Annotated in this window: 23 protein-coding genes; 16 read left to right on the top strand and 7 right to left on the bottom strand. The window is 60.5% G+C overall.

The features are described 5' to 3' along the window. Positions 1 to 12: 12 nt before the first annotated feature. Positions 13 to 1,413: a TetR/AcrR family transcriptional regulator gene (locus ACGYLQ_RS12800; protein WP_272490802.1), complete on the top strand. Its 1,401-nt coding sequence runs from the start codon at positions 13 to 15 to the stop codon at positions 1,411 to 1,413. Here the strand turns inward: ACGYLQ_RS12800 and ACGYLQ_RS12795 are convergent. Genes ACGYLQ_RS12795 through ACGYLQ_RS12770 form a run of 6 tightly spaced genes read right to left on the bottom strand, consistent with a single transcriptional unit; the run spans position 1,395 to position 6,419 of the window. After that, on the bottom strand, positions 1,395 to 1,796 hold the full coding sequence (locus ACGYLQ_RS12795; protein ID WP_027264416.1) for a PaaI family thioesterase: 402 nt from the start codon (positions 1,794 to 1,796) through the stop codon (positions 1,395 to 1,397). The two genes, ACGYLQ_RS12800 and ACGYLQ_RS12795, sit on opposite strands and share 19 nt — an antisense overlap. After that, entirely contained in the window at positions 1,796 to 2,278 is a 483-nt protein-coding gene (locus ACGYLQ_RS12790) for a PaaI family thioesterase (protein ID WP_027264417.1), read from the bottom strand. Before ACGYLQ_RS12790 ends, ACGYLQ_RS12795 begins: the two co-directional genes overlap by 1 nt. A gap of 12 nt (positions 2,279 to 2,290) precedes the next feature. After that, a complete protein-coding gene (locus ACGYLQ_RS12785) occupies positions 2,291 to 3,094 on the bottom strand; it encodes an enoyl-CoA hydratase-related protein (protein WP_027264418.1) in 804 nt (267 codons plus the stop codon). After that, complete coding sequence (locus tag ACGYLQ_RS12780; RefSeq protein ID WP_394443381.1) at positions 3,087 to 3,902, bottom strand: SDR family NAD(P)-dependent oxidoreductase; 816 nt, start codon at positions 3,900 to 3,902, stop codon at positions 3,087 to 3,089. The genes ACGYLQ_RS12785 and ACGYLQ_RS12780 overlap by 8 nt, the downstream gene beginning before the upstream one ends. 50 nt (positions 3,903 to 3,952) lie before the next feature. Next, the gene (locus ACGYLQ_RS12775) at positions 3,953 to 5,152 is read right to left on the bottom strand and encodes an acyl-CoA dehydrogenase family protein (RefSeq protein ID WP_027264420.1); all 1,200 of its coding nucleotides are present in this window, start codon (positions 5,150 to 5,152) and stop codon (positions 3,953 to 3,955) included. Positions 5,153 to 5,165: 13 nt separating this feature from the next. Continuing rightward, positions 5,166 to 6,419, bottom strand: a complete 1,254-nt coding sequence (locus ACGYLQ_RS12770) for an acyl-CoA dehydrogenase family protein (RefSeq protein WP_243613895.1) — start codon at positions 6,417 to 6,419, stop codon at positions 5,166 to 5,168. Between the two features lie 94 nt (positions 6,420 to 6,513). On the opposite strand from ACGYLQ_RS12770, the gene ACGYLQ_RS12765 reads away from it, so the two are divergent. The 5 genes from ACGYLQ_RS12765 to ACGYLQ_RS12745 are packed head-to-tail and all read left to right on the top strand — an operon-like array spanning position 6,514 to position 12,715. Continuing rightward, positions 6,514 to 7,299 carry an enoyl-CoA hydratase-related protein gene (locus ACGYLQ_RS12765; protein ID WP_027264422.1) on the top strand — a complete coding sequence of 262 codons (786 nt, stop codon included), beginning with the start codon at positions 6,514 to 6,516 and terminating at the stop codon, positions 7,297 to 7,299. A 21-nt stretch (positions 7,300 to 7,320) separates the two neighbouring features. Then, positions 7,321 to 9,120 carry an acyclic terpene utilization AtuA family protein gene (locus tag ACGYLQ_RS12760; RefSeq protein WP_027264423.1) on the top strand — a complete coding sequence of 600 codons (1,800 nt, stop codon included), beginning with the start codon at positions 7,321 to 7,323 and terminating at the stop codon, positions 9,118 to 9,120. 12 nt (positions 9,121 to 9,132) lie between these two features. After that, on the top strand, positions 9,133 to 10,602 hold the full coding sequence (locus ACGYLQ_RS12755; protein WP_027264424.1) for an acetyl/propionyl/methylcrotonyl-CoA carboxylase subunit alpha: 1,470 nt from the start codon (positions 9,133 to 9,135) through the stop codon (positions 10,600 to 10,602). Continuing rightward, entirely contained in the window at positions 10,590 to 11,105 is a 516-nt protein-coding gene (locus ACGYLQ_RS12750) for an acetyl-CoA carboxylase biotin carboxyl carrier protein subunit (protein ID WP_027264425.1), read from the top strand. Before ACGYLQ_RS12755 ends, ACGYLQ_RS12750 begins: the two co-directional genes overlap by 13 nt. Positions 11,106 to 11,107: 2 nt before the next feature. Further along, positions 11,108 to 12,715 carry an acyl-CoA carboxylase subunit beta gene (locus ACGYLQ_RS12745; RefSeq protein WP_027264426.1) on the top strand — a complete coding sequence of 536 codons (1,608 nt, stop codon included), beginning with the start codon at positions 11,108 to 11,110 and terminating at the stop codon, positions 12,713 to 12,715. Positions 12,716 to 12,826: 111 nt separating this feature from the next. Here the strand turns inward: ACGYLQ_RS12745 and ACGYLQ_RS12740 are convergent, their stop codons facing one another. Next, on the bottom strand, positions 12,827 to 13,438 hold the full coding sequence (locus tag ACGYLQ_RS12740; protein WP_027264427.1) for a transferase hexapeptide repeat family protein: 612 nt from the start codon (positions 13,436 to 13,438) through the stop codon (positions 12,827 to 12,829). A 253-nt stretch (positions 13,439 to 13,691) separates the two neighbouring features. Here ACGYLQ_RS12740 and ACGYLQ_RS12735 point away from each other — a divergent pair, with 253 nt between their 5' ends. From ACGYLQ_RS12735 to ACGYLQ_RS12690, 10 genes are all read left to right on the top strand, one after another. Further along, positions 13,692 to 14,876 (top strand): lipid-transfer protein, encoded by a 1,185-nt coding sequence (locus tag ACGYLQ_RS12735; RefSeq protein WP_027264428.1) that lies wholly within the window; start codon positions 13,692 to 13,694, stop codon positions 14,874 to 14,876. A gap of 24 nt (positions 14,877 to 14,900) precedes the next feature. After that, positions 14,901 to 15,731 carry an SDR family NAD(P)-dependent oxidoreductase gene (locus ACGYLQ_RS12730; protein ID WP_027264429.1) on the top strand — a complete coding sequence of 277 codons (831 nt, stop codon included), beginning with the start codon at positions 14,901 to 14,903 and terminating at the stop codon, positions 15,729 to 15,731. Positions 15,732 to 15,911: 180 nt separating this feature from the next. After that, positions 15,912 to 16,541, top strand: a complete 630-nt coding sequence (locus tag ACGYLQ_RS12725; RefSeq protein WP_036051609.1) for a TetR/AcrR family transcriptional regulator — start codon at positions 15,912 to 15,914, stop codon at positions 16,539 to 16,541. Between the two features lie 4 nt (positions 16,542 to 16,545). Further along, positions 16,546 to 18,144: an acyl-CoA carboxylase subunit beta gene (locus ACGYLQ_RS12720; RefSeq protein WP_027264431.1), complete on the top strand. Its 1,599-nt coding sequence runs from the start codon at positions 16,546 to 16,548 to the stop codon at positions 18,142 to 18,144. 9 nt (positions 18,145 to 18,153) lie between these two features. After that, the gene (locus ACGYLQ_RS12715; protein WP_009803479.1) at positions 18,154 to 18,948 is read left to right on the top strand and encodes a crotonase/enoyl-CoA hydratase family protein; all 795 of its coding nucleotides are present in this window, start codon (positions 18,154 to 18,156) and stop codon (positions 18,946 to 18,948) included. Beyond that, entirely contained in the window at positions 18,933 to 20,948 is a 2,016-nt protein-coding gene (locus ACGYLQ_RS12710) for an acetyl/propionyl/methylcrotonyl-CoA carboxylase subunit alpha (RefSeq protein WP_394443343.1), read from the top strand. Before ACGYLQ_RS12715 ends, ACGYLQ_RS12710 begins: the two co-directional genes overlap by 16 nt. Continuing rightward, entirely contained in the window at positions 20,945 to 22,111 is a 1,167-nt protein-coding gene (locus ACGYLQ_RS12705; protein WP_394443341.1) for an acyl-CoA dehydrogenase family protein, read from the top strand. Before ACGYLQ_RS12710 ends, ACGYLQ_RS12705 begins: the two co-directional genes overlap by 4 nt. 48 nt (positions 22,112 to 22,159) lie before the next feature. Further along, positions 22,160 to 22,726: a biotin transporter BioY gene (locus ACGYLQ_RS12700; protein WP_035366645.1), complete on the top strand. Its 567-nt coding sequence runs from the start codon at positions 22,160 to 22,162 to the stop codon at positions 22,724 to 22,726. 201 nt (positions 22,727 to 22,927) lie between these two features. Next, a complete protein-coding gene (locus ACGYLQ_RS12695) occupies positions 22,928 to 23,746 on the top strand; it encodes an MBL fold metallo-hydrolase (protein WP_028093934.1) in 819 nt (272 codons plus the stop codon). A gap of 103 nt (positions 23,747 to 23,849) precedes the next feature. Next, positions 23,850 to 24,466 (top strand): ISNCY family transposase (locus ACGYLQ_RS12690; protein ID WP_394443339.1); only part of this gene is annotated, 617 nt, incomplete at its 3' end.

The raw sequence follows: 24,466 nt of genomic DNA, 5'->3' as shown, positions 1-24,466 counted from the left end.
AGATTTAATGCAATGGACAGTCTCGTGTCCCGCAAGTATCGAAATGGAATGGTACACAAGACTGACCCACCCAGGACACTGAGCGAAGACTTGAGCAAGTCTGAGAGGACACGTGAGGGTATCCTTTCGGCGGCTGCGCGACTTTTTCGGTATGAAGGCTATCACGCAACGACTATGCGCGACATCGCGCAGGAAGCTGGCATTGAGGCCGGCAGCATTTATTATCATTTTCAATCCAAAGACCAGATTCTGAGCGAAGTTCTCGATCTTGGCGTCCGTCAACTATATCAGGCGGTCAGTGAAATCGTTCGGTCGGCACCGACAAGTTCGGAGGGTTTTCGCAAGACCTTCGAATTGCTGATTGAAACACATCTGAACTATCTCTTGACCGACAGCGACTTCACGTCAGCCAATATTCGGAACTATCCGATGTTGTCGGACGAAACACGCGCCCCGCATCGCGAATTGCGTGCATCATATGCAGGGGCCTGGGGCAAATTCCTGAATGACGCCAAACGCGCCGGCCACCTTCGAAGCGACATATCCACTGCTGTGATCCGCCAGTTCATCCTGAGTGCCATGAACTGGACCGTAGAATGGTACGATGTCGACAAGTATCCGGTGCGCATCCTCGCGGTACGAATGAGTAAGCTGATACTTGACGGAATGTGTCCACATCGCAAGGCGGGTACCGAAGGCTTGAAGCTGTGCCCCGCCACTCCCGCCAAGATCCCGGATCCCGACGGCAAGGCGGCTAAGACCCGTGCAGAAATTCTAAAGGCCGCAGCGCGCGTTCTGAGGGACAATGGCTACAAGGCGACCACGCTGAGAAAGATCGCGGAAGAAGCGGACATGAAAGCGGGAAGCGTCTATTACCATTTCAACTCCAAGGAAGCGATCGTTGACGAAGTTCTAAACGCCGGACTGAGGGACTTGCTAGCAGGTGTCGAAGCCGCCGTTCGGAAATTCGATGCCCCGTACGATCATTACGCCAGGATAGCGACTGCAATCTGGGCGCACCTGGATTTCCTCTTCAAGGCAAGCGAATTCACCTCGGCGAATATCAGAAGCTATGGAATGCTCCCCAATCATTTCAGGGAGAGGCACAGGGGTATTCGCCGTGAGTATGGAAAACTCTGGGATCGGATACTCCGTGAAGCTCAGGACGACGGTGCCATACGGTCGGATATCAAGATCGTCCCCTTGCGCCAGGTGATGTTGGGTGCCTTAAACTGGACGGTGGAATGGTTCGACCCGAACAAGGCAGGAGTGGAAGGATATCTATCACTGCCTGAATTCTCCAGCATGCTCATCAATCTGTTATTGGAAGGCATTTGTAACCGGGAAGCGACCCCGTCCACAGGACAAGGTAGCCCTGAAAGCGGTTGCCCCGGTCAGACCAGAAGGAAGTGATACAGCCCTTCGGCAACCGCCTTTTCCCGATCCGTCTGCCAGCTGAGCACGCTGACGCTTGCCATCCGTTTGCCTTTGCGCGTGACGTTAGCGCGCGCAAAAAGCGGTCCCTTCACACCGGGTCTGAGGTAATCGACGGTCAGGTTGATCGGCTTGGCCGGAACGTCGGCGAAATCGGGCTGTACCGCGATGGCGGCAGTGGCCTCCATAAAACTCGCGATTATGCCGCCATGGTAGTACTCCATGATCGGGTTACCGACATGGCGGTCATCAAAGGTCATTTCCGCCTCAGCATGGAGACTGTCTAGACTTCTGACCTCAAAGTTGAGAAATCGGAAGAACGGCACCCGGGATACATTGGCATTGACAGTTTGCACGTCCATCACGAAGTTTTTCCTTTTGTCATTGCGTCAAACAGGCTGGTTTCGCCGCGCGTCAATGCAAACGAGGCGGTTCCCCTGGCTATTTCAGCATCCTCATGGCCCGCGAACCAGACGCTGCCGGAATTGAAGGCGATGTGGCGGGTCTTGCGAAAACAATGCGCTTGAACGATGACATCCGCGCGTGAACGGGCCGGGCGCAGGTAATCAACTCTGAGGTCAAGAGTGGCCATGGTACTGACGCCTTCGATGGCAACAAAGTTCGCCAGTCCAAAGACACTGTCCAGAAGTGCCGTCAGGATACCACCGTGGAGCAGCGATTGTTCCGCATCGACGCAAAAGTCCGGATTGAACGGCATCCGAACCCGAACACCTTCCGTCGAGACCTCTTCGATCTCAAGCGCCATATGCGTTATCAGACCCTTGCCGCGCGCATTCCACATCTGCGCGATTTGCTCCATCTTCTTTTGGGTGATGTCTGACATGCGATCTTTCCTTTAACGCCCCGTGAAATTGGGTTTTCGTTTTTCGACGAACGCAGCAACCGCCTCGTGGTGGTCTTCGGTCTGATGCATGAGCGCCTGATAGGCCGCCGCGGAATTCAGGAAATCCGGCAGGTCCATCCGTTCGGCATTGCGCATCAGACGCTTGGCGACCCGCACCGCACGCGGCGGTTTCGCGGCGATGACAGCGGCCCGTTCGCGGGCACGTTCCATCAATTTTTCATGAGGCACAAGTTCAAGCACCATACCAAGCTCCAGCGCTTCCTTGGCCTCGACCATGCGCCCTGAGAAGGTCAGATCGGCGGCCTTCTGGTGGCCCAGACGACGCAACAGGAACCAGCTGCCCGCATCGCCCGGAATGATTCCGAGATTCAGAAACACCTCGCCGAACCTTGCTTTTTCCGACGCGATGCGCATGTCGCACATCATGGTCAGGTCGCACCCCGCGCCCACCGCCGGGCCGTTGACTGCGGCGATGGTCGGAATATCCATGTTGTAGAGCGCAAGCGGCAGCCGCTGCACCCCATCAACATAGCTCTGCGCCGCCGCCAGCGGCTCCTTGCGGAACACGCTGTCGGGATCGTTCATTTCCTTGATGTCGCCGCCGGCACAAAAGGCCGGGTCGGCGCCGGTCAGGATCATCACGCTGACCTGAGGATCGGCCTGCACCTTGGCGAAGGTCTTCAGAAGGGCAGCGATCATGTCGTTTCCGGTGACCGGGTTGCGCCGCTCGGGATCGTTCAGCGTAACCGTGGCGATCCTGTCGGAAATCTCCAGAAGGACGGGCTGTTTATTCATTCTTGCCATCTCCCCGTTCGCGTTTTTCGAACATCGCGGGGTTGATCATGTCCCGCGCGTCATGACCCATATGCAAGGTCTCACCGCCGTCTACATAAATGTCTTCTCCGGTGATGAAACCGCCAAGTTTCGAGGCCAGGAAAATGATCGTGCCTGCGATGTCCTCGGCCGCCCCCATCCGGTTTAGCACCGAGCGGTTCAGCTTTTTCCACTGTTCCGGCGGAATCGGATAGCGGCCAAGCGCATCGGTCTTGATCGTGCCCGGCGCGACACAGTTCAGCCGGATGCCGTACTCGCCCCATTCGGCGGCCAGCGTTTTCATCATGCCCGTCACACCGGCGCGGGCGGCGACGGTGTGTGTAAAGCCGGTAAGCGCGGTGCGCGCAGAGATGGCGGTGACAAACACAACCGATCCACCATTGTCGTACATGAAGTGATCCGCCGCTGCCCGGGTCATCTGCCAAGATCCGATCAGGTTGTTGCGGATCACGGCTTCGAAGCCCTTGTTGGTGATATCGCGGGCGGCCGCGATATACTGGCCGCCGGCATTGTTCACCAAGACATCCAACTGCCCATAGTGGTCCTTGATCCGCCCCATCGCAGTTTCAATACTGTCTTCGTCGCGGGTGTCTCCGGGCACGACGAAGGCCTCGCCCCCCGCCGCGCGGATCATTTCGGCGGTCTCTTCCAGCGGCTCTTCCCGGCGCGCGAACAGCGCAAGCCTGGCTCCGCAAGCGGCCATTTCGATCGCCGTCGCCCGGCCCATTCCAGATCCAGACCCCGTGACCAGGGCAACCTGGCCCGCCATGAGATCCGACGCGTAACGCCTTGATTTCGCTTCGCTCATGTTCCGCCCCCTTAGTTCTTCAGCAATTCGCCGGAGATGATGAGTTTGCGAACCTCCTGGGTGCCCGCGCCGACCTCAAGCACGCGACCGGTCCGGTACAGCCGGTTCACTTCGGTATCACGCATGTAGCCTGAGCCGCCGTGAATCTGGACAGCTTTGTCCAGCACGAAGGATGTCGCCTCAGCGGCCTTGTAGATCGCCGCAGCGGTGAGCTTGTGGATTTCGCCGCGCCCGCCTTCGCCCTCTTCGAGGCCTTCACACATGGCAGCGGTGCGCAAGGACAGGCTGCGCGCGGCCTCGATCTGCGTATACATGTCGGCCAGCATCGCCTGAACCATCTGGAAACTGGCGATCGGTTTGCCGAATTGCTGGCGTGTCTTGGCGTAATCGATGGAAATATCCAGCGCCCGCTGCGCAATGCCCAGAGCGTTGAAACAGACGATGGCACGTTCCAGATCAAGTCCGGACATGGTAACGGCAACCCCGCCATCCAGCTTGCCGACCATGTTTCTGGCCGGAACACGGCAATCTTCGAATACCAGTTCGCCCGTCGGCGAGCCGCGGAATCCCATCTTGTTGAGCTTCTGCGCCACCTTGAAACCGGGCGTGTCGGTTTCCACGATAAAGGCGGAAATGCCCTTGGCCCCTTTTTCGGGCGATGTCTTGGCATAGACCAGCACCAGATCGGCAATCGGCCCATTGGTGATGTAGATCTTGGCGCCGTTCAGGATGTAGTCGTCGCCATCCTTTTTGGCCGTGGTCCGCATCGAGCCAAGCGCATCGGACCCCGCGCCGGGTTCGGTCAGGCCCAGAGCACCCACCAGCGTGCCGTTGCACAGGCCCGGCAGGTATTTTCGGCGCAACTCGTCATTGGCGTTGCGATAGATGTTGTTGACGCACAAATTGTCATGGGCCACATGGGTCAGTCCGATGGCCGCCGAGGCCCTAGACATTTCCTCGGTGATGATACAGGCCGAGGTAAAGTCGAGCCCGGCCCCGCCGAATTCCGGCGGCACGTTCAGGCCGAGATATCCCATCTCGCCCAGCTTGGGGAAAACCGAAGGCGGCAGGTCATCAGTATCGTCCATTTCCGCGTTCAGATGGTGGAATTCGGACATGAAGAACTTGCCGGCCTGATCGGCCAGGGCCTGCTGTTCGTCCGTCATGAAATGTGTTGGCAGAGCGGTGTCGTTGCGCAGTTGCTTGTTCATTGTCTCGTCCCCCTCAGGCGCGCAAAAGTTCTTCGGCAATGATGATCTTGCGGACTTCGCTTGTACCCGCGCCGATTTCCAGCAGCTTGTTGGCGCGGAACAGCCGGTTGATCTCGGTGTCCTGCATGTAGCCAGAGCCACCATGAATATGGCAGGCTTCGGTCACCGCCTTGTTGAATGCCTCGCCGGCGTAAAGACAGGCCGCCGCCGTCAGTTTGTGGATTTCGCCGCGGCCCCCGGCCCCTTTCGGCAACCCGGTACAGGCGGCCAGCGCGCGATAACCGAAGGCGCGCGCGGTTTCGACCTCGGTGTAGATCTCGGCCAGTTTCGACTGCATCATCTGGAAACTTGCAATCGGCTTGCCGAACTGTTCGCGAATCTTGGCGTATTCCAGCCCCAGTTCCAGGGCGCGTTCGGCCATGCCAACGCAGACTGAGGCAACCATAGCACGCTCCAGATCCAACCCGCTCATTACCACCGAAACGCCGGTGTTTTCCGGTCCAACCATGGCGGATGCGGGTACGCGGCAATCCTCAAACACCAGTTCTCCGGTTGGCGAGCCGCGAAAGCCCATTTTGTCAAGCTTTTGCGCCACCTTGAAACCGGGATTGTCCGTCTCGATGATGAAAGCAGAAATGCCCTTGGCGCCCTTCGACTTGTCGGTTTTGGCATAAAGCAGGATCACATCGGCAATGGGGCCGTTGGTGATGTAAATCTTCGAGCCGTTGATGACATAATCATCACCGTCGCGGCGGGCAGTGGTGGCCATGGATCCGAGCGCATCGGATCCCGCACCCGGTTCGGTCAGGCCCAAAGCACCGACGAGCTCGCCCGAGCAAAGGCCCGGCACGTATTTCTTCACCTGCTCTTCGGAGCCATTGCGCAGCAGGTTATTCAGGCACAGGTTGTCATGCGCCCCGTGCGAGAGGCCCACAGCCGGATTCCACTTCGAAATCACCTCGGACACCAGCGCCTGGGTGAACTCGTTCTGCCCCGATCCGCCCAGCTCCTCCGGCGCGGTAATCCCCAGCAGGCCCAGCTCGCCCATCTGCTTGAACAGATCATCGGGCCACCATTCCTCGTCATCCATGCGCGCCTGCAGCGGGTGCAGCACCTCGCGCGATACCCGATCCACGTGATCGACGATCTGGCGTTGCTCATCAGTCAAAGAATAGTTCGCCCTGATGGCTTCCAGATCAGCCGAGATGGCCTCACTTTGAGCGGTCATATCGTCCTCCCGAAAAATGTTGTTTGCGTTGTTGACCAAAATCAAACACATGTTAGAAAATAGATCAAGCCAAGCTTTTGACGACCTGACGTAAGAAAGCGCGGCGTCCTGAATGCAGGGGGGAACTTCGGAAATGACTGAGAGCGTTGTTCAATCGCAGGTGCTCGGCAAAGAAGTGCGTATCACGATTCGACGTCCTGATAATCGAAATGCCCTCAACCGTGAGGTCGCAGACGGGATCATGGCCGCCATATGTGCTGCCGAGAGGGACAGCGATTGCCGCGTGATCGTTCTGACCGGCGAGGGCGAGCGCGCCTTCTGTGCCGGGGGCGACATCAAGGCGGGGGCGGATGGCGGCCCGTTTGTTCAGGATCCGGCGGACCCGGATCATTTTGCCGGAAGGTTGTTCGAGACGATACAGGCGTGCCGAAAGCCAACGATCGCGCGCATCAATGGCGTCGCGATGGGGGCGGGAGCGGGCATCATCTGTGCCTGCGATCTGGCTGTGATGGCGGATCATGCCCGCGTCGGAACGCCGGAAGTGAAGGTGGGTCTGTTTCCCATGACGATCGTGCCACCCATGATGCGCGTGCTGCCCCGGCGGAGGCTGATGGAGATGTTCATCACCGGCGTTCCTCTGACGGCCGAGGAAGCCCTGCAGTTCAATCTGGTCAACTATGTGACCGATGCCGCGGGGCTGGACGACAAGGTTGCAGAACTGGTTGCCCAGATCGCCGCGCAGTCGCCGAGCGCGATCCGGCTGGGAAAATACGCCTGTCACGCGATGGAGGATATGACCTATCCGCAGCAGATGCGGTTTGCAGAAACACTTTTACCGCGTGTGGCGCAGACCGAAGACGCGCGCGAAGGCTTTGATGCCTTCATCTCGAAGCGCAAACCTGAATGGACGGGCCGCTGATCAAACGGGGAGGAGAGGAATATGTCGGAACGCAAGCTGCGCATCGGATGCGCGTCGGGCTTCTGGGGCGATACGCCGGAAGCGATCGGTCAACTGGTCTCAAAGGGCGAGATCGACTATCTGGTGTTTGACTATCTGGCAGAGGTGACAATGTCGCTGATGGCGCGGGCCCGCGCCAAAGCGCCCGAGACGGGCTATGCGCCGGACTTCGTCAAGGCGCTGGCACCCTGGTTGCCGGATATCAAGGCAAAAGGGATCAAGGTCGTTGCCAATGCAGGGGGCGTGAACCCGCGTGGCTGCAGCGATGCGCTTGCCAAAGCCGCCGCCCAGGCCGGGATCGATCTGTCCATCGGAGTCGTGCTAGGCGATGACCTGTTGCCCAGGGCCGATGAAATTCGCAAAAACGGTCAGACGGAAATGTTCTCGGGTGTCGCATTTCCAGATGATATCTGGAGCATGAATGCCTATCTGGGTGCCCGCCCCATCGCTGCCGCGCTGGATGCCGGGGCCGACATCGTGATCACCGGACGCTGCGCCGACAGCGCGGTCGCGCTTGGTCCCCTGATGCATGAATACGGCTGGGGCGACGATGACTGGGACAAGCTCAGCCAGGGATCGCTGGCCGGCCACCTGATCGAATGCGGCCCCCAGGGAACCGGCGGCAACTTCACCGACTGGCAGGACGTGCCGGGTTGGGACAATATGGGCATGCCCATCGTCGAGGCGTCCGAAGACGGCAGTTTCATCATGACCAAGACGCCTGACACCGGCGGGCTGGTCGTGCCCGGGTCAGTCGGAGAGCAGATGCTCTATGAAATCGGGGATCCGCGCGCCTACCTGTTGCCCGACGTGATCTGCGACTGGTCCGGGGTCACCCTGGAGCAGGTCGGACCCGATCAGGTGCTGGTCAAGGGCGGCAGGGGGCTTGGGCGCACCGACAGCTACAAGGTGTCGGCGACCCATGCCGATGGCTGGCGCGCGGTCTCTACCCTGACACTGGCCGCGATTGATGCACCCGCCAAGGCCGAACGTGTGGCCGAGGCGATCCTGACCCGCTGTCGCCGGATTTTCCGCGACCGCAACATGGGCGATTTTCGGCAGGTCAGCGTCGAGGTGCTGGGGGCCGAGGCGGCCTATGGCGCAAATGCGCGCGCCCGAACCCGCGAGGTGGTGCTCAAGATCGGCGCGGTCCATGACGATCGCGCCGCGCTGAACATCTTTGCCGGCGAAATAGCACCGATGGCGATTTCGACCGCGCAGGGTCTGACCGGGTTCTTCGCCGGACGGCCCAAGGTGCAACCGGTGGTCCGCCTGTTCTCCTTCCTTCAGAGCAAGGCCGAGACCCCCGTCGCGGTCGAGGTCGACGGCAAGGATGTGCCCGTGAGCGTGGCCACTACGCCAGTCCACCTTGATCCACCTGCCGCACCGCCCGCAGATAGCCGCGAGCCCGGCCCGGACGCTGTCAAGGTCCGCCTCGTCGATCTGGCCTGGGGCCGCTCGGGCGACAAGGGGGACATCGCCAATATCGGCATCCTCGCGCGCAAGCCGGACTACCTGCCATATATCCGCTCGGCTCTCAGCGAAGAGGTGGTGAAGGACTATTTCGCCCATGTCTGCGACGGCAGGGTAGAACGGTTCGACTTGCCTGGAAGCCATTCGCTGAATTTCCTGTTGCATGAATCGCTTGGCGGTGGCGGCATCGCCTCGGTTCGCATAGACCCGCAGGGCAAAGGGTTCGCGCAGATGCTGCTTGATATCGAAATTCCCGTGCCAGCCGATCTGGCTGCACGTGACGGACTGAATGCCGCGGCCCGGAACTAAGAGGACGACACCATGACCATTTCGAAACTCCTGGTCGCCAATCGGGGCGAGATCGCGGCGCGCGTGTTGCGCACCGCCAAGGCCCGCGGGCTTGCGACGGCCGTGTTGCGTCATGTCGCCGAGCAAGAGGGGCCGGCGCATCTGATCGCAGATGAGGTCGTGATGATCGACGGCCCGACGCCCGTGGCCGCCTATCTCGATATTCCGCAGATCGTCGCGGCGGCAACAAAGATCGGCGCGGATGCGGTGCATCCCGGCTATGGCTTTCTGTCAGAGAATGCCGGTTTTGTCGCGGCGCTGGAAAAAGCCGGAGTGACCTTTGTCGGCCCGACGTCCGAGGTCATCGACCTGATGGGGGACAAGGTCCGCGCCCGCGCCTTTGTCGAGGAACACGGGTTTCCCGTCGCCCCCTCGGCGATCGAGGATGATGATCCGGCGAGCTTTGTCGAACGCGCCCGCGCCGTGGGCTATCCGCTGCTGATCAAACCCTCGGCCGGCGGTGGCGGCAAGGGCATGCGCGTTGTGCGCGAGGACAGCACGCTGGAAACCGAAATCGAAACCGCGCGCCGCGAAGGCGAACGATATTTCGGCGACGGGCGGCTTTTCGTCGAACGCTATATCGAACGCCCGCGCCATATCGAGGTGCAGGTGATGGGCGACGGACAGGGCAACGTGGTCCATTTCTGGGAACGTGAATGTTCGATCCAGCGCCGGTTCCAGAAGATTATCGAGGAAACGCCGTCACCGGCGCTGACCCCCGAGCAACGGGATGAGATCTGCGAGACCGCTGCCGGAATTGCCCGTGCCGTCAAATACCGCGGGGCAGGGACCGTTGAATTCATCTATGCGCAGGACGGGGCCTTTTATTTCCTGGAAATGAACACCCGCCTTCAGGTCGAACATCCGGTGACCGAACTGGTGACCGGCTTCGATCTGGTTGCCGAGCAGCTGCGTGTCGCGGCGGGCGACGGGCTGAGCGCCGTGCAGGCGGATATTCCCCAAACCGGACACTCGATCGAACTGCGCATCTGCGCCGAGGACGCGACGGCCGATTTCCGGCCCGCGATCGGCGATATCCTGCTGCTGGACGAACCCCAGGGCGAGGGGATCCGCGTGGACAGCGGCATTCTGGATGGCGGCAAGGTGACAACCGACTTCGACCCGATGTTGTCCAAGCTGATCGTACATGGCCCGGATCGCGCGCAGGCCATCGCCCGTGCCCGGAGCGCGGTGCAAAGCTATGTGATTCTCGGGGTAACGACCAACACTGGTTACCTGGATGCAATCCTTGCACATCCGGATTTCGCCTCTGGTGACGTTTCAACTGGCTTCCTGGCTGAACAATCCGAAACGCTGACCGCGCCGGGCGAAGATGTCTCTGACTTGCTGATAGCGGCGGCGGCCCTATCGGACGAGCGCCTGGTGAGTGACGTAATGCAGATACCGGAAATGTACCGCAAGATGGGCGGGTGGAGAAACTGATGCAACGGATTTTTCAGATCGACGGAGAAGAGACTGATTGCTGGTTGGGTCATGATGGCAGCCGGTTCGTGCTCAATACCCCCACTGGCGCTGTTACCTGCCAATTGGACCCGACGGGTCTGCCGGGCGGTTACAAGCTGCGGGCCAAGGGTGTTGTGCGCGAATTGCGACTGGCCGTGGGGCCGGAAGCAACTTTTGTGCACATGGACGGGCGAACCTACGAAGTCGGGCGGGTTGATCCCGCCGAACGCCTGGCCGGAAGCGACGGTGGCGCGAGCGACGACCGATTGGTGGCGCCCATGCCGGGTGTCGTGGTGTCGGTTGCGGTTAAACCCGGCGATGCGGTTGAAGAAGGCCAGCCGCTTCTGGTGATCGAAAGCATGAAGTTGGAAACCACACTGACGGCGCCGCGCGGCGGGGTCGTTGCCGAAATGCCATTCGCCGAAGGCGACAGTTTTGGTCTGAAAGACATCCTGGCCCAATTGGCCCCGGAGGAGGAGTGACAATGCGCAGGATTGAAAGTCAGATCGACACCAATGCCGCCGACTACAAGGCAAATTTCGCCGCCATGTCTGAACGGCTGAAGGAATTCCACGCCCGCCAGCACGCGGCGCGTTTCGAACGTCCGCAACGCGATATCGACCGCCTTGCCCGCCAGAACAAACTGGGCGTGCGCGAGCGGTTGAAACTGCTGCTGGACCCCGGCACTCCGTTTTTGGAGTTTTCCACACTTGCCGCCTGTCGCGAATACGATGGCACCGTGCCTGGCGCCGCTGTGGTGACGGGCATCGGTATTGTGCAGGGTCGCGAGGTCGCCATCCACGCCAACGACGCTAGCGTCAAGGGCGGGGCTTGGTATCCACATACGGTCAAAAAGGTCGTGCGTCTTCTGGATGTCGCGCTGGAAAACCGCCTGCCGGTCATCCATATCTGCGACAGCGCGGGCGGTTTCCTGCCGCTGCAGCACGGGGTGTTTCCCGACCGGTATCTGGGCGGGCGGGTGTTCCGCAACCAGGTCAAGCTGAGCCAGGCCAATATCCCGCAGATTGCCGTGGTCGGCGGACACTGCACGGCTGGCGGTGCCTATGTGCCGACGCTGAGCGACTACAACATCATCATCGAAGGCACAGGCGCGATTTTCCTTGGCGGTCCCCCGCTGGTCAAGGCGGCCACCGGCGAAGAGGTCGGTGTTCAGGAACTTGGTGGGGCGGTTATGCATACCTCGGTTTCGGGAACCGGCGACTACCGAGCCGCCACTGAACAGCACGCCTTTTCACTGGCGCGCGAGATTGTCAGCCAATGGAAGCGCACCCCGAAAACGATCATCGAAACCGCCGCTTTTGAAGAGCCATACTACGACCCCAAGGAGCTTTATGGGATCATCCCCAAGGACCGGAAAACCCAGTTTGATATGCGCGAGGTTCTGGCGCGGATCGTCGATGGCTCGCGCTTTCACGAATACCAGCCCGACTATGGCACCACGATGGTTTGCGGCTTTGCCCATATCTGGGGTTACAAGGTTGGCATCCTTGCCAACAACGGGGTGTTGTTCAACGACAGCTCGCTGAAGGCGGCGCATTTCATGCAGCTTTGCAATCAGAACCGCACACCTCTGGTCTTCTTTCAGAACATCACTGGCTATATGGTGGGCCGCGAATACGAAGAACGCGGCATCGCCAAGGACGGTGCCAAGATGCTGATGGCGCAGGGCGGTTCGGTCGTGCCGAAGTTCACAGTGATCGCCAATGCCTCGTACGGGGCAGGCAATTACGGCATGTGCGGGCGGGCCTGGGATGCGCGCACGCTGTTTATGTGGCCGCAAGCCGAGATCGGCGTGATGGGGGCGGATCAGGCCGCTAATACCATGGCGGACGTCAAGATTCGGCAGCTTCAGCGCGAAGGCAAAGAGCTGACCGAAGAAGAAATCGCCGCGATCCGCGAACCGGTGCTGGAAAAATACAAGCGCGATGTCGAAGCCTATACCTCCACCTCGGAACTGTGGGATGACGGCATCCTCGATCCGGCGGACACACGCAACGCGCTTGGCATGTCGATTTCTGCCTCGCTCAATGCACCGATCGACGATCCGCACTACGGGATCTTCCGTCTGTAAAGGCTTGAGGGACGGCACACCGGGTCGGGGAGTGCCGTTCCGCGTCAAGGCGCTTCCATCTGGCGCTTTCGGAATCTGAAGTAGTCCTGACCGGTCCGGTTCCCGGACAGGTCAGGACGATGTCCGCCGCGCCTCCTGAATGGAGACGACGTCAGAGGCCGCCATGCCGGGCCGGTCTGCCTCGACCGCCTTCAGCGGTTCGACCGGCGTCAATCCGGCCAGACAGTCGCGCGCAAGTTGCTGGTATTCCGCGGTGCCGCGCGTTTTCCACGCGACTTCTTTCTCGCTGACCTCGCGGATCACCTTTGCCGGCGATCCCACCACCATCGAACGCGGCGGAATCACGGTTTCGCCACGCACAAACGCCTGCGCGCCGACAATCGATTCCGCCCCAAGCTCTACACCATCCATAATGACGGAATTCATTCCGACCAGAGCGTTCCGGCCCACTGTGCAACCGTGCAGGATCGCGCCATGGCCGATGTGGCCGTCGCTTTCCACCACGGCGTCGCGGCCGGGAAAGGAATGGATGATGCAATTGTCCTGAACATTGGCTCCATCCCCGATCACGATCCTGCCGAAATCGCCCCGCAAGCTTGCTCCGGGGCCGATGTAGCATCCATGACCCAAGATGACATTTCCGATCAGAACGGCCTGGGGGTGGACATATGTATCCTCGGGCACGACGGGTATAAAACCCTTGAACTCATAACAGTATGCCATTCCGACCACCTTTCGTAAGCTGAGTGCTAAACGCTTGTCAGCGGTTGCGCCGGGACCAGAATCCCTCAATTGTGCCGCCGATCAGGGCGTGTGGCCCGAAAACAAACACAAGTTAGAAAATAGCGCAAGCTCCCTACGTCACAGCTTGGCAATATTGACACTTCCCAAGGTTGGGATTTAAAATCTAACAAATGGTAGAAAATAGGCTGGCGGACCGATTAGGGTGGCCTGACCGAACTTGGGAGAGAGAGAAATGACAGACAAAGCCTATGTTGCAGGCGTTGGGATGGTCCCGTTCCAGAAGCCGGGAAAATCCGAAAGCTACGATGTGATGGCGACCGCTGCGACCCGGTCCGCTCTGGCAGACGCAGGGTTGGATTATGATAAAGTCCAACAGGCCTATGTTGGCTATGTCTATGGCGACAGCACCTGCGGTCAGCGCGCCCTGTACCATGTCGGAATGACAGGCATCCCGGTTCTGAATGTGAACAACAACTGCTCGACCGGATCGTCCGCCCTGTTCCTGGCCAGGCAGGCAGTTGAAAGCGGCGCGGTCGAATGTGCTCTGGCACTTGGGTTCGAACAGATGCAGCCCGGCGCAATCGGTGCGATGTTCCATGACCGGGTCAGCCCGTTTGCGGCATTCGACAGAGAAACCGACGAACTGGTTGGCAGTGCCGAGATCCCGCTGGCGCTGCGGTACTTCGGCGGTGCGGGCAAGGCGCATATGGACGAGTTCGGCACCCCCCTGGAAACCTTCGCAAAAATCCGCGCCAAGGCCAGCCGACATGCTGCGAAGAATCCGGTTGCCCTGTTCCGGCAGGAGGTGACGGCGGAAGACGTCATGGCCGCCCAGGTCGTCTGGCCCGGCGTCATGACCAAGCTCATGGCCTGTCCGCCAACCTGTGGCGCGGCCGCCGCGATCATTTGTTCCAAGGAATTCGCCGACAAGCACGGACTGGACAGTTCGGTTCGGATCGCGGCGCAGGCCATGACGACGGACGGCCCGGAAACTTTCGAAGCCCATGACATGCGCGAAGTGGTCGGCTTTTCGATGGCCAAGCGCGCCGCCGATCAGGTTTACGAGGACGCGGGCATCGGGCCCGAGGACGTGGATGTGGTCGAACTGCACGACTGTTTCGCCCACAACGAGCTTATCACCTATGAGGCGCTTGGCCTTTGCAGTCGCGGCGAAGCGGCGAAATTCGTTGATGATGGCGACAACACCTACGGCGGAAAATACGTGACCAACCCGTCGGGCGGTCTTTTGTCCAAAGGCCATCCGCTTGGGGCGACCGGCCTAGCGCAATGTACCGAGCTCGTTCAGCAGCTTCGCGGCCAGGCAGATGCGCGCCAGGTTGATGGCGCACGTCTGGCGCTTCAGCACAATCTGGGCCTCGGCGGGGCCTGCGTCACCACGCTTTATGAAAAAGCCTGATAGCGCCTTTCGGGAGGAATCAATATGACTGGAAAACTCGACGGGCGCGTGGCGCTGGTCTCGGGCTCGGGCCGGGGCATTGGCCGCGAAATCGCTCTCAAACTGGCCTCGGAAGGGGCCCGGCTGGTGATCAACGATCTGGACGCCGATCCGGCCAATGAAACCGCCGAGGCGGTGCGCGCAATGGGTGCTGAGGCCGTGGTCTGTGCCGGCAGCGTTACCGAAGACGGTTTTGCCGAACGGTTCATCAAGACCGGCGTGGACAGCTTTGGCGGGTTAGACATCATCGTGAACAACGCAGGCTACACTTGGGATAGCGTCGTTCAGAAGATGTCCGACGAACAGTGGCAGGCGATCATCGACGTCCACCTGACGGCACCTTTCAAGATCCTGCGCGCTGCCCAGCCGGTGATCAGCGCCAAGGCCAAGGAAGAGGCCGCCGCCGGGCAAGAGGTGTTCCGCAAGGTAGTCAACATCTCGTCCATCGCAGGGACCGGCGGCAATGCTGGCCAGATCAACTATTCCGCCGCCAAGGCCGGTATCCTAGGGGTCACCCGGACGATGGCCAAGGAATGGGGCCGCTACAAGGTCAACGTCAACGCCGTCGCCTTCGGCCCGATCCGCACCCGCCTGACCGAAGGCAGCGCGGATGGCGACAGCACGATCAAGGTCGAAGAAAAAGAGATCAAGGTCGGCGTGAACCCCGATCTCCTGTCCCAGATGGAGCGCATGATCCCGCTGGGCCGGGTCGGCACTCCGGAAGAAGCTGCCGGTGCCGTCTATCTGTTCTGTGCGCCGGAATCGAACTTCATTTCAGGCCAGCACGTCATCTGCGGTGGCGGTTTCGTGATCTAAGGCATTTGCCCGGACCCGATGACGGGGTCCGGGCAAGCACATTAATGTCTGGACGGCCTCTTGGCGGTCGCCAATGCGGAATTTTCCGCAAACTCTAGTCTGGCACGATCACGACGATTGACTCACTTGCGTTGTTAACCTAACAGGCGTTAGTTAGGCGTTGGAGCGATACGAAGGTCTATGGCACAGAACACGGCAATCAAAGCCAACGAGACATCGCGCAGCGCGGTTGGACGGGACGGGGTGCTGGACATTGCCGCGCGGCTTTTCCGCGAACAAGGCTACGGGTCCGTTTCGCTCCGAAAAATTGCCGAGGCCGCCGGGATCAAGGCGGGTAGCATATACTATCATTTCGGTTCCAAGGACGAGATCGTCGCGGCCGTTCTTGATGCAGGGATTCGAGTCGTTCACGCGAGCATGAGAGACGCCATCACCGACCTGCGGGCCGATACCGACGGCGAAACGGTACTGCGCGCCGCGATCCGGGCGCATCTGCGCGCGCTTCTTGATGTGAGCGATTATACATCGGCGAATGTGCGTATTTTCGGGCAGGTGCCGCAATCCGTCCGGGATGCCAACTTGCCCACGCGAAGGGCCTATGAGGCAGAGTGGGACAGTCTTCTGTCCCAGCTTAAGAAAGATGGCACGCTGAAGCAAGACGTCGATATCCGTCGCCTGCGCCTGATGCTGATCGGTACATTGAACGCCACGCTCGATTGGTTCGACCCGGACCGCGGTAGCGCCGATGCGTTGTCACGCACCTATGCCGATGTGTTCCTCAACGGGATACTCCAAAGACAGGATACCTGACTACATGGCACGTCTTGAAACAGCGGTGCTGACCGCATCAGAGACCTACACCCGCAACCACGCCGCACAAAGCGAGCGCGTCGAAACGCTGCGTGCGCGGATCGCCGAAGCAACGGCTGGCGGCCGCCCCGACATGGTCGCGCGGCATCGCAAGCGCGGCAAGCTGCTGGTCCGCGAACGGATCGACCTGCTGGTGGATCCGGGCACTGCATTTCTTGAGTTGTCGTCGCTTGCCGCCTACGGTCAATATGGAGGCGAGGTGCCCGGTGCGGGGATCGTGACCGGTATCGGGATCGTCCACGGGCTGCCCTGCGTTGTGATCGCCAACGATGCGACAGTGAAGGGTGGTTCCTTCTATCACGAAACCGTGCAGAAACACATCCGCGCCCAGGAAATCGCAGCCGAGAACCGGCTGCCCTGCCTCTATCTGGTGGATTGCGGCGGTGCCTATCTGCCAGAGCAGGACAGGGTCTTCCCCGATGCCCGGCATTTCGGCAATTCCTTTTATCGCCAGACCAACATGTCGGCGAGCGGTCTGCCGCAGATCTCGGCGGTCTTTGGAGGCTGCACGGCCGGTGGGGCCTATATCCCGGCCCTGTCGGACGAGGTCATCATGGTGCGCGGCAACGCGCGCATCCATCTGGGCGGGCCGTCGATCGTCAAGGTGGCGATCAACGAAGAGGTCGATGGCGAAACGCTGGGCGGGGCCGAGATGCATTCGCGTGTTTCGGGGGTGTCCGACCATCTGGCCGAGGACGAGTACCACGCATTGGCACTCATGCGCGACATCGTGGCCGAGCTGGGCCAGTCGCGCGCGATGCAGCCCGACAAGGTACCACAGCCGCCCGCGCATGATCCCCAGGAACTGCTTGGCGTCATCAGCGCCGATCGCAAACAGCCCTATGACATGCGCGAGGTTCTGCTGCGCATGATCGACGCCGGCGAATTCCGCGAATTCAAGCCCGGATGGGGTGAGACGCTGGTCTGTGGCACAGCGTGCATCCATGGATACCGGGTTGGCATTCTGGCCAACAACGGTGCGCTTTTGTCCGCAAGTTCGCTGAAGGGCGCGCAATTCGTGTCGATGTGCGATCAACGCAACATCCCGCTTTTGTTCCTGCACAACATCTCGGGCTTCATGGTTGGCACCGACGCTGAACGCGGCGGCATAGCCAAGGACAGCGCCAAGCTGGTCTATGCCATGTCGGTGGCCAAGGTGCCGCGCCTGTCGGTGCTGCTGGGTGGCTCTTACGGGGCGGGCAACTACGGCATGTGCGGACGTGGCTTCGCCCCGAATTTTCTCTTTGCCTGGCCCACTGCGGAACTGGCCACCATGTCTGCCGACATCGCCACAAATGTGATGCTGGAACTGCGCCGCCAGAAAGGGGGCGACCCGGGCAAGATGGAGGCCGACATGAAGCTGATCGAGGAGCAGGTTCGGGCCCAGTACGGTGAACAGTCCGATCCCTATTATGCCACCTCGCGGCTTTGGGATGACGGGCTGATCGAACCCGCGCAAACCCGCGATATCCTTGGCCTGTGCCTGGCCATCGTGACATCGGTGCCCGAAGCCGGTCGCCATACGCCTGTATTCAGAATGTGAGGCTTCAAGTTGACCAATACCTACAACACGATCCTTGTCGAAACCGATGCGCGCGGCGTCGCCACGCTGACGCTCAACCGCCCCGACAAACACAATGCGCTGAATGGCGAATTGATCGCAGAGCTATACGATGCCGCCGAAAAGCTGGCTGCAGATGACGATGTGCGTATTGTGGTCCTGACCGGCGCGGGCAAGAGCTTCTGCGCGGGCGGCGATTTCAACTGGTTCGCCTCTAATGTCGAGAAAACCCGTAGTGAAAGGGTCGCACAAAGCGCCACGCTGGCGCGGCTGTTGCGCCGTCTTGACACGCTGCCCAAACCCTTGATCGGGAGGATCAACGGCCCGGCTTACGGTGGCGGTGTCGGCATGATCTCCGTCTGCGACTACACCATCGGCGCCGAAGGCGCGCGCTTCGGTCTGACCGAGGTCAAACTGGGCCTTCTGCCCGCGAATATATCGCCTTACGTGGTGGCCCGCATCGGCAAGGTGCATTCGCGTGAGACCATGCTGTCGGGGGCGTTGTTCGACACCGCCCGCGCCGAGCGGATCGGTCTGTTGACCGAGGTTGTCGCGCCGGGCGACCTGGACGCCACGGTGAACCGGGTGGTGCATGATCACCTTCAGGCCGCGCCGGGTGCGGTGGCCGATACCAAGGCGCTGATCGCCTATGTCGCGTCCCACGATCTGGAGACCAACATGATCTACACCGCCGACCGGCTGGCCGATGCGTGGGAGACGGAGGAAGGTATCGAAGGCATCAACAGTTTCATCAACAAGGGCGTTCCGTCATGGCGGGTGAAATGAGCTTCACCCGCGTTCTGATCGCCAACCGGGGCGAGATTGCCCGGCGCATCCAGCGCGGGTGCCGCAAACTGGGGCTGGAAAGCGTAGCGGTGTTTTCGGACGCGGACCGCGACGCGCCCTTCGTGGCCGAGGCCGATCATGCCGTCTGCATCGGCGGGGCCGCCCCGTCGGACAGCTATTTGAACGTCGCGGCCATCCTTGAGGCCGCGCGGGCGACGGGCGCGGATGCGGTACACCCGGGCTATGGTTTTCTGTCTGAGAATGCCGGTTTCGCGGCGGCGGTCGAGGCGGCGGGCCTTGTGTTCATCGGGCCGGAACCCGACGCTATCGCGCGGATGGGCTCCAAGATCGAGGCCAAGGCTGCCGCCGAAGCCGCAGGCGTGCCCGTCCTGCCCGGCTATCGCGGCGAGGATCAGTCCGACGCGCGCCTGCTGCAAGAGGCCGAGGCGCTTGGCACCCCCTTTCTGGTCAAGGCCAGCGCCGGCGGCGGCGGACGCGGGATGCGGCTTGTCTCCGATCTGGGCGACGCACCCGAAGCGATTGCATCTGCCCGGGCCGAAGCGCAGAGCGCCTTCGGCGATCCGGCGGTGTTCCTCGAACGCTATGCGCCCCGTGCCCGCCACGTCGAAGTGCAGGTTCTGGGCGACACTCACGGCACCGTGCTGCATCTGGGCGACCGCGATTGTTCGCTGCAACGCAACCACCAAAAGCTGATCGAAGAAGCCCCCGCCGCCGATCTTCCCGAGGCTGTGCGCGACCGCATGCGTGCTGCAGCGGTGCGGTTGGCGCTGGCGATCGGCTATCGCTCCGCCGGGACGGTGGAATACCTCTATGACCCCGGGCGCGGTGAATACTACTTTCTGGAAATGAACACCCGCTTGCAGGTCGAACACCCCGTGACTGAGGCAATCACCGGCATCGACCTTGTTGAATGGCAGTTGCGCATCGCGCGGGGCGAGCCGCTGACACTGGCGCAATCGGATGTGAAATTCGACGGGCACGCGATTGAAATCCGCATCGCCGCCGAAAACCCGGCCGAGAATTTCCGCCCCGAAACGGGCGAGATCAGCCTTTGGGCTCCGCCCGCCGGCGTGCGGCTCGATACCGGGGTCGAGGCAGGCTCGGTCGTCAGCCACCATTACGATTCGATGATTGCCAAGCTGATCGTCCACGCGCCGGACCGGGCCGGTGCGATCCGTCAGGCGGTCGTCGCAATGGATGCCTTTGCCGTCGGTGGCGTCGGTCTGAACCTGGCCTATCAGCGCGCGTTGCTGACACACCCGGATTTTGAGGCGTTCCGTCACCATACCTCGGGCCTGCCCGAGATGTTTCCAGGCGGCTGGACTGAACCGTCCGCTGATCCCCGGGACATGGCCTTTGCCGCGATGGCGCTGCATCTGCGTCTCGTGCCGGCGGGCGCGTCGCCCTGGGAAAGCCTGGGGTCATGGCGACTCACAGCCCCTGCGAGACAGTCCGGCGCGGCCTTCTATTGGGACACAACCAAAGACGAACCGATCCGCATGAACGGCTCCGGGTCGGGGTTGACTGCCATTCAGCCGGACGGCCAGACCATCACGGTCGAGAGTGCCGCTTTAACAGGATGCCGACTGAGCGGACGCATCGATGGGGTTCCGTTTTCGCGCATCGCTTACGTCGTGCGCGCGCCGAGTCACTGGCGAGTGCACCTGCAAACCCCTGCTGGAATGACCGCGACAGACCTGCGTACGCTGGAAGACCAGCATCTGCAACGTGCCACCGGCGGGTCTGGCGTCGCTGACCTGTTGTCCGCACCCATGCCCGGCGCCGTGGCCGAGGTGCGCGTCGCACTCGGCGACCGCGTCAAAGCCGGTGACACCCTGGTGGTGCTTGAGGCCATGAAGCTGTTGCAAAGCCTGCCCGCGCCGGTCGCGGGCGTGGTGACTGAAATCTATTGTGCACCCGGCGATACGGTCGCCGGGCACGCCCCACTTATCAAACTCGATCCAGAGGAAAACACATGACCAGACAAGACAGCATTACTCAGGTCACCGGCCCGTTCAACGAAGACCTCGAGTTGATCCGCAACCAGTTGCGCCGGTTCATTGAAGCCGAGGTGATCGCCAAGGCCGAGCCTTGGGAGGAGGAGGGCAAGGTACCCCGCGACGTGCTGCGCCGGATGGGTGATCTCGGCGTGCTGGGGATGCGCTATGACGAACAGTATGGCGGCGCGGGGCTGGACGTGATGTCCAGCGTGGTTTTGGCCGAAGAGGTCGGGCGATCCACTTTCGGCGGGTTCTCGGCCACGGTTCTGGTCCACACCGACATGGCCTCGCCGCATCTGGAAAACGCCGGCACGCCCGAACAGAAGGCGCGCTGGATGCCGTCGATCGTCTCGGGCGAAATGATCACCGCCGTTGCTGTGACTGAACCGGGCGCGGGCTCGGACGTGGCCGGCATGCGCACCCGCGCGGTGCGGGACGGGTCGGACTGGGTGCTGAACGGCACCAAGATGTTCATCACCAACGGCGTGCATGGCGATCTCTACTTTGTCGGTGCCAAGACCGATCCCGATGCCAAGGGGTCGCGCGGGATCACCATGTTCGCGGTCGGAAAGGGCACGCCGGGCTTTTCGGTGGGCCGGGCGTTGAATAAGACCGGCTGGCTGTGCTCGGACACTGCCGAACTGATCTTCGAAGAAGTCCGCATCCCGACCGAAAACGTTTTGGGCGAGGTCAACCACGGCTTCTATTCGGTAATGAAGAACTTCCAGAACGAACGCATCGTGCTGGGTGCGATGGCCTGTGCCGAGGCGCAAACCGCGCTGGACATAACTGTGGATTACGTCAAGCAGCGCAAGGCCTTTGGCGGCGCTCTTTGGGACAAGCAGGCCGTGCGCCAGCGACTGGCCGACTGTCAGACGCGGATCGTGGCAGGGCGTCAGCTGGTCTATCACGCCGCCGGTTTGGATGCCGCGGGCCGTGACTGCGTGAAAGAGGTCTCGATGGTCAAAGCCTATTGCGGCGAACTGGTGAACAGCGTGCTCTATGACTGCGTCCAGTTTCATGGCGGTATGGGCTATATGCGCGAAACACCGGTGGAACGCATGTCACGCGATGCCCGTGTGCAGGCCATCGGCGGCGGGGCGAGCGAAGTCATGTTGGAAGAAGTCGCCAAGCGCATGTGAGCTTACTATCCAAAAAAGTAACAATCTACAGAAACAAGGACGAAAAAGATGAATCTGGAAACCACTCAAAGCCGATCAGTCGCAAGACTGACCCGAGAGATCTCGATAATACTCGTCGGCACAATTCTTCTGACAATATCCGCCAAAATCGTGGTGCCGTTCTACCCCGTACCTATGTCTACACAGACCTTGGTTGTCTTGGGTCTGGGTCTTTTCCTGGGGCCGGTGCGTAGTAGTCTTGTTGTTGTGACATACCTTTTTGAAGGTCTGCTTGGCCTGCCGGTCTTCGCAGGCACGCCTCCGGCTCCGGCAGGACTGGCATATATCGCGGGTCCCACAGGCGGATACCTGGTAGGCTTCGCACTTGCAGCGGCGGCTGCCGGTTGGGTTGTTCAAGCACTGCAAGGACTTTGGCCTTCATTCAGAGCATCTGTCGCGGTCTTTTCGGGCTCGATACTCATGTATTGCGCAGGGCTGTTCTGGTTGGGTGGCTTTGTCGGTTATGGCGAGGAATTGCTGAACGCCGGGCTTTACCCATTCCTGATCGGGGATCTGACGAAGGCGACAATTGCTGTAGTTCTGTATTCTGCTTACCATAATCGCCGCGCTGTGTGACTGCCAGCCCAAGACCGTATCAGACTGTTTTAGTCTCATACGGTCTTAGTCCGATATAAGTTGAAATGGTCCGATGCCAGATTTGGTAGGCACCGGACGCCAGCCTGAGGTTTCCGGCGCCATGCGAGAGCAACGCACAAAACTGTGCGAACCGGATTGTTCGCAATCAATAACTGGTCGCACACAATGAAAAGAAGCAGCATGTTTTTCTCAGAGCCGGAGCCTTGCCGCGCGAAGGGAGTCGAATTGGCCCCTGGAATTCTGAGGATCGTCGCGAACAATCCCGGAAAGATGACCTACCACGGGACAAATAGCTACATCATTGATACGCCTGATGGTCGGTTCATAATCGACCCCGGCCCAGCAGAAGACAGTACACATTTCGAGGCAATCATCGAAAATTTGGGGGCCAAACCATCCGGGATTCTGCTCACACACCACCATTCTGATCATTTTGGAGTCGTCCCAGCCCTGCGAGCACGGACAGACGCACCTGTTTATGCCTCACGGGCATTCCCTGACGATGCATTTCGACCTGACCGGTTTCTGGAGGACGGACAGGTCATTGCCGGTCTTACCGTCCTGCACACACCTGGTCACGCGAGCGACCACCTTTGTTTCGCGAGACCTGACGGAGTGCTCTTCACGGGCGACCACGTTATGAGCTGGAACAGTTCGATCGTCAGCCCCCCTGACGGAAACATGCACGACTACTGCGCGCAGCTACAGCGGCTGATTGAGCGCGACGATAGGATCTACTGTCCGGGGCACGGACCTATACTCCGGGATCCGCAACCTTACGTCAAACGGTTGCTTTCCAACCGCATGCGTCGCGAGGCGGAGATCCTCGCCCACCTCTCAAACACCCCGGGTTCGGTCCAGAATATCGCCGCTTCCGTCTACCAGAAAACCGACCCACATATCGCAATGGCCGCAGAACGAAACGTTGCGGCGCATCTGGAGAAGCTGTTGTCTGAGTCGCGGGTGGTACAAGATGGCGGAGTCTGGAAATTAACATAAGACGCGTTATGCGAATGCTTTCTGTACCGCAAAGCAGTAATGTCACCCATCGGCAAAGCAGAAGTGTCACTCTCCTTGCATACGGTAGCGAGGATTAGTGGACATGGGATGGGTGACGATGAGTGAGCGCGAGTTGAACCGCGTTGAGGTTTTGGCGCAGGTCGACGATGGTCGGCTGACGGTAGCTAATGCGGCGAACATGTTGGATCTGACACGGCGGCAAGTGTTTCGGCTTTTAAAGCGATACCGCCAGGACGGCGCCTCAGCGATCCGGCATAAGTCGCGTGGGCGCGCGCCGAACAACCAAATCCACTCAGCCAAACGCGATTATGCGCTGACCGTCATCAAGGAACATTATCCGGACTTCGGGCCGACGCTTGCGGCTGAGATGTTGGCCGAACATCATGGGTTAAAGGTCTCGCGTGAGACGGTGCGCAAGTGGATGGTTGAAGATGGCATCTGGCTGTCTCGCAAGCAGCGCCGCCAGTTTCATCAACCTCGCCTGCGCCGGGAATGCTTCGGTGAGCTGATCCAGATCGACGGCTCGGACCATCGCTGGTTTGAAGACCGCGCACCACCTTGCACCCTGCTTGTGTTCATCGATGACGCGACCAGCACGCTCATGGAACTGCGGTTTGTGAAGTCAGAGAGCACGTTCAGCTACTTTGAAGCTTTGGAAAGCTATCTGCACAAACACGGTCGCCCGGTCGCGTTCTATTC

Source organism: Sulfitobacter sp. 1A12779 (assembly GCF_043557315.1).
Taxonomy (GTDB): Bacteria; Pseudomonadota; Alphaproteobacteria; order Rhodobacterales; family Rhodobacteraceae; genus Sulfitobacter; species Sulfitobacter faviae.
This window is presented reverse-complemented; position numbering and strand designations above follow the sequence as displayed.

Excerpts from the sequence above, each read along its gene's own strand:
- ACGYLQ_RS12800 (WP_272490802.1), top strand. The coding sequence starts at position 13 with ATGGACAGTCTCGTGTCCCGCAAGTATCGAAATGGAATGGTACACAAG.
- ACGYLQ_RS12795 (WP_027264416.1), bottom strand. The coding sequence starts at position 1,796 with ATGGACGTGCAAACTGTCAATGCCAATGTATCCCGGGTGCCGTTCTTC.
- ACGYLQ_RS12790 (WP_027264417.1), bottom strand. The coding sequence starts at position 2,278 with ATGTCAGACATCACCCAAAAGAAGATGGAGCAAATCGCGCAGATGTGG.
- ACGYLQ_RS12785 (WP_027264418.1), bottom strand. The coding sequence starts at position 3,094 with ATGAATAAACAGCCCGTCCTTCTGGAGATTTCCGACAGGATCGCCACG.
- ACGYLQ_RS12780 (WP_394443381.1), bottom strand. The coding sequence starts at position 3,902 with ATGGCGGGCCAGGTTGCCCTGGTCACGGGGTCTGGATCTGGAATGGGC.
- ACGYLQ_RS12775 (WP_027264420.1), bottom strand. The coding sequence starts at position 5,152 with ATGAACAAGCAACTGCGCAACGACACCGCTCTGCCAACACATTTCATG.
- ACGYLQ_RS12765 (WP_027264422.1), top strand. The coding sequence starts at position 6,514 with ATGACTGAGAGCGTTGTTCAATCGCAGGTGCTCGGCAAAGAAGTGCGT.
- ACGYLQ_RS12760 (WP_027264423.1), top strand. The coding sequence starts at position 7,321 with ATGTCGGAACGCAAGCTGCGCATCGGATGCGCGTCGGGCTTCTGGGGC.
- ACGYLQ_RS12755 (WP_027264424.1), top strand. The coding sequence starts at position 9,133 with ATGACCATTTCGAAACTCCTGGTCGCCAATCGGGGCGAGATCGCGGCG.
- ACGYLQ_RS12745 (WP_027264426.1), top strand. The coding sequence starts at position 11,108 with ATGCGCAGGATTGAAAGTCAGATCGACACCAATGCCGCCGACTACAAG.
- ACGYLQ_RS12740 (WP_027264427.1), bottom strand. The coding sequence starts at position 13,438 with ATGGCATACTGTTATGAGTTCAAGGGTTTTATACCCGTCGTGCCCGAG.
- ACGYLQ_RS12735 (WP_027264428.1), top strand. The coding sequence starts at position 13,692 with ATGACAGACAAAGCCTATGTTGCAGGCGTTGGGATGGTCCCGTTCCAG.
- ACGYLQ_RS12730 (WP_027264429.1), top strand. The coding sequence starts at position 14,901 with ATGACTGGAAAACTCGACGGGCGCGTGGCGCTGGTCTCGGGCTCGGGC.
- ACGYLQ_RS12725 (WP_036051609.1), top strand. The coding sequence starts at position 15,912 with ATGGCACAGAACACGGCAATCAAAGCCAACGAGACATCGCGCAGCGCG.
- ACGYLQ_RS12720 (WP_027264431.1), top strand. The coding sequence starts at position 16,546 with ATGGCACGTCTTGAAACAGCGGTGCTGACCGCATCAGAGACCTACACC.
- ACGYLQ_RS12710 (WP_394443343.1), top strand. The coding sequence starts at position 18,933 with ATGGCGGGTGAAATGAGCTTCACCCGCGTTCTGATCGCCAACCGGGGC.
- ACGYLQ_RS12705 (WP_394443341.1), top strand. The coding sequence starts at position 20,945 with ATGACCAGACAAGACAGCATTACTCAGGTCACCGGCCCGTTCAACGAA.
- ACGYLQ_RS12700 (WP_035366645.1), top strand. The coding sequence starts at position 22,160 with ATGAATCTGGAAACCACTCAAAGCCGATCAGTCGCAAGACTGACCCGA.
- ACGYLQ_RS12695 (WP_028093934.1), top strand. The coding sequence starts at position 22,928 with ATGTTTTTCTCAGAGCCGGAGCCTTGCCGCGCGAAGGGAGTCGAATTG.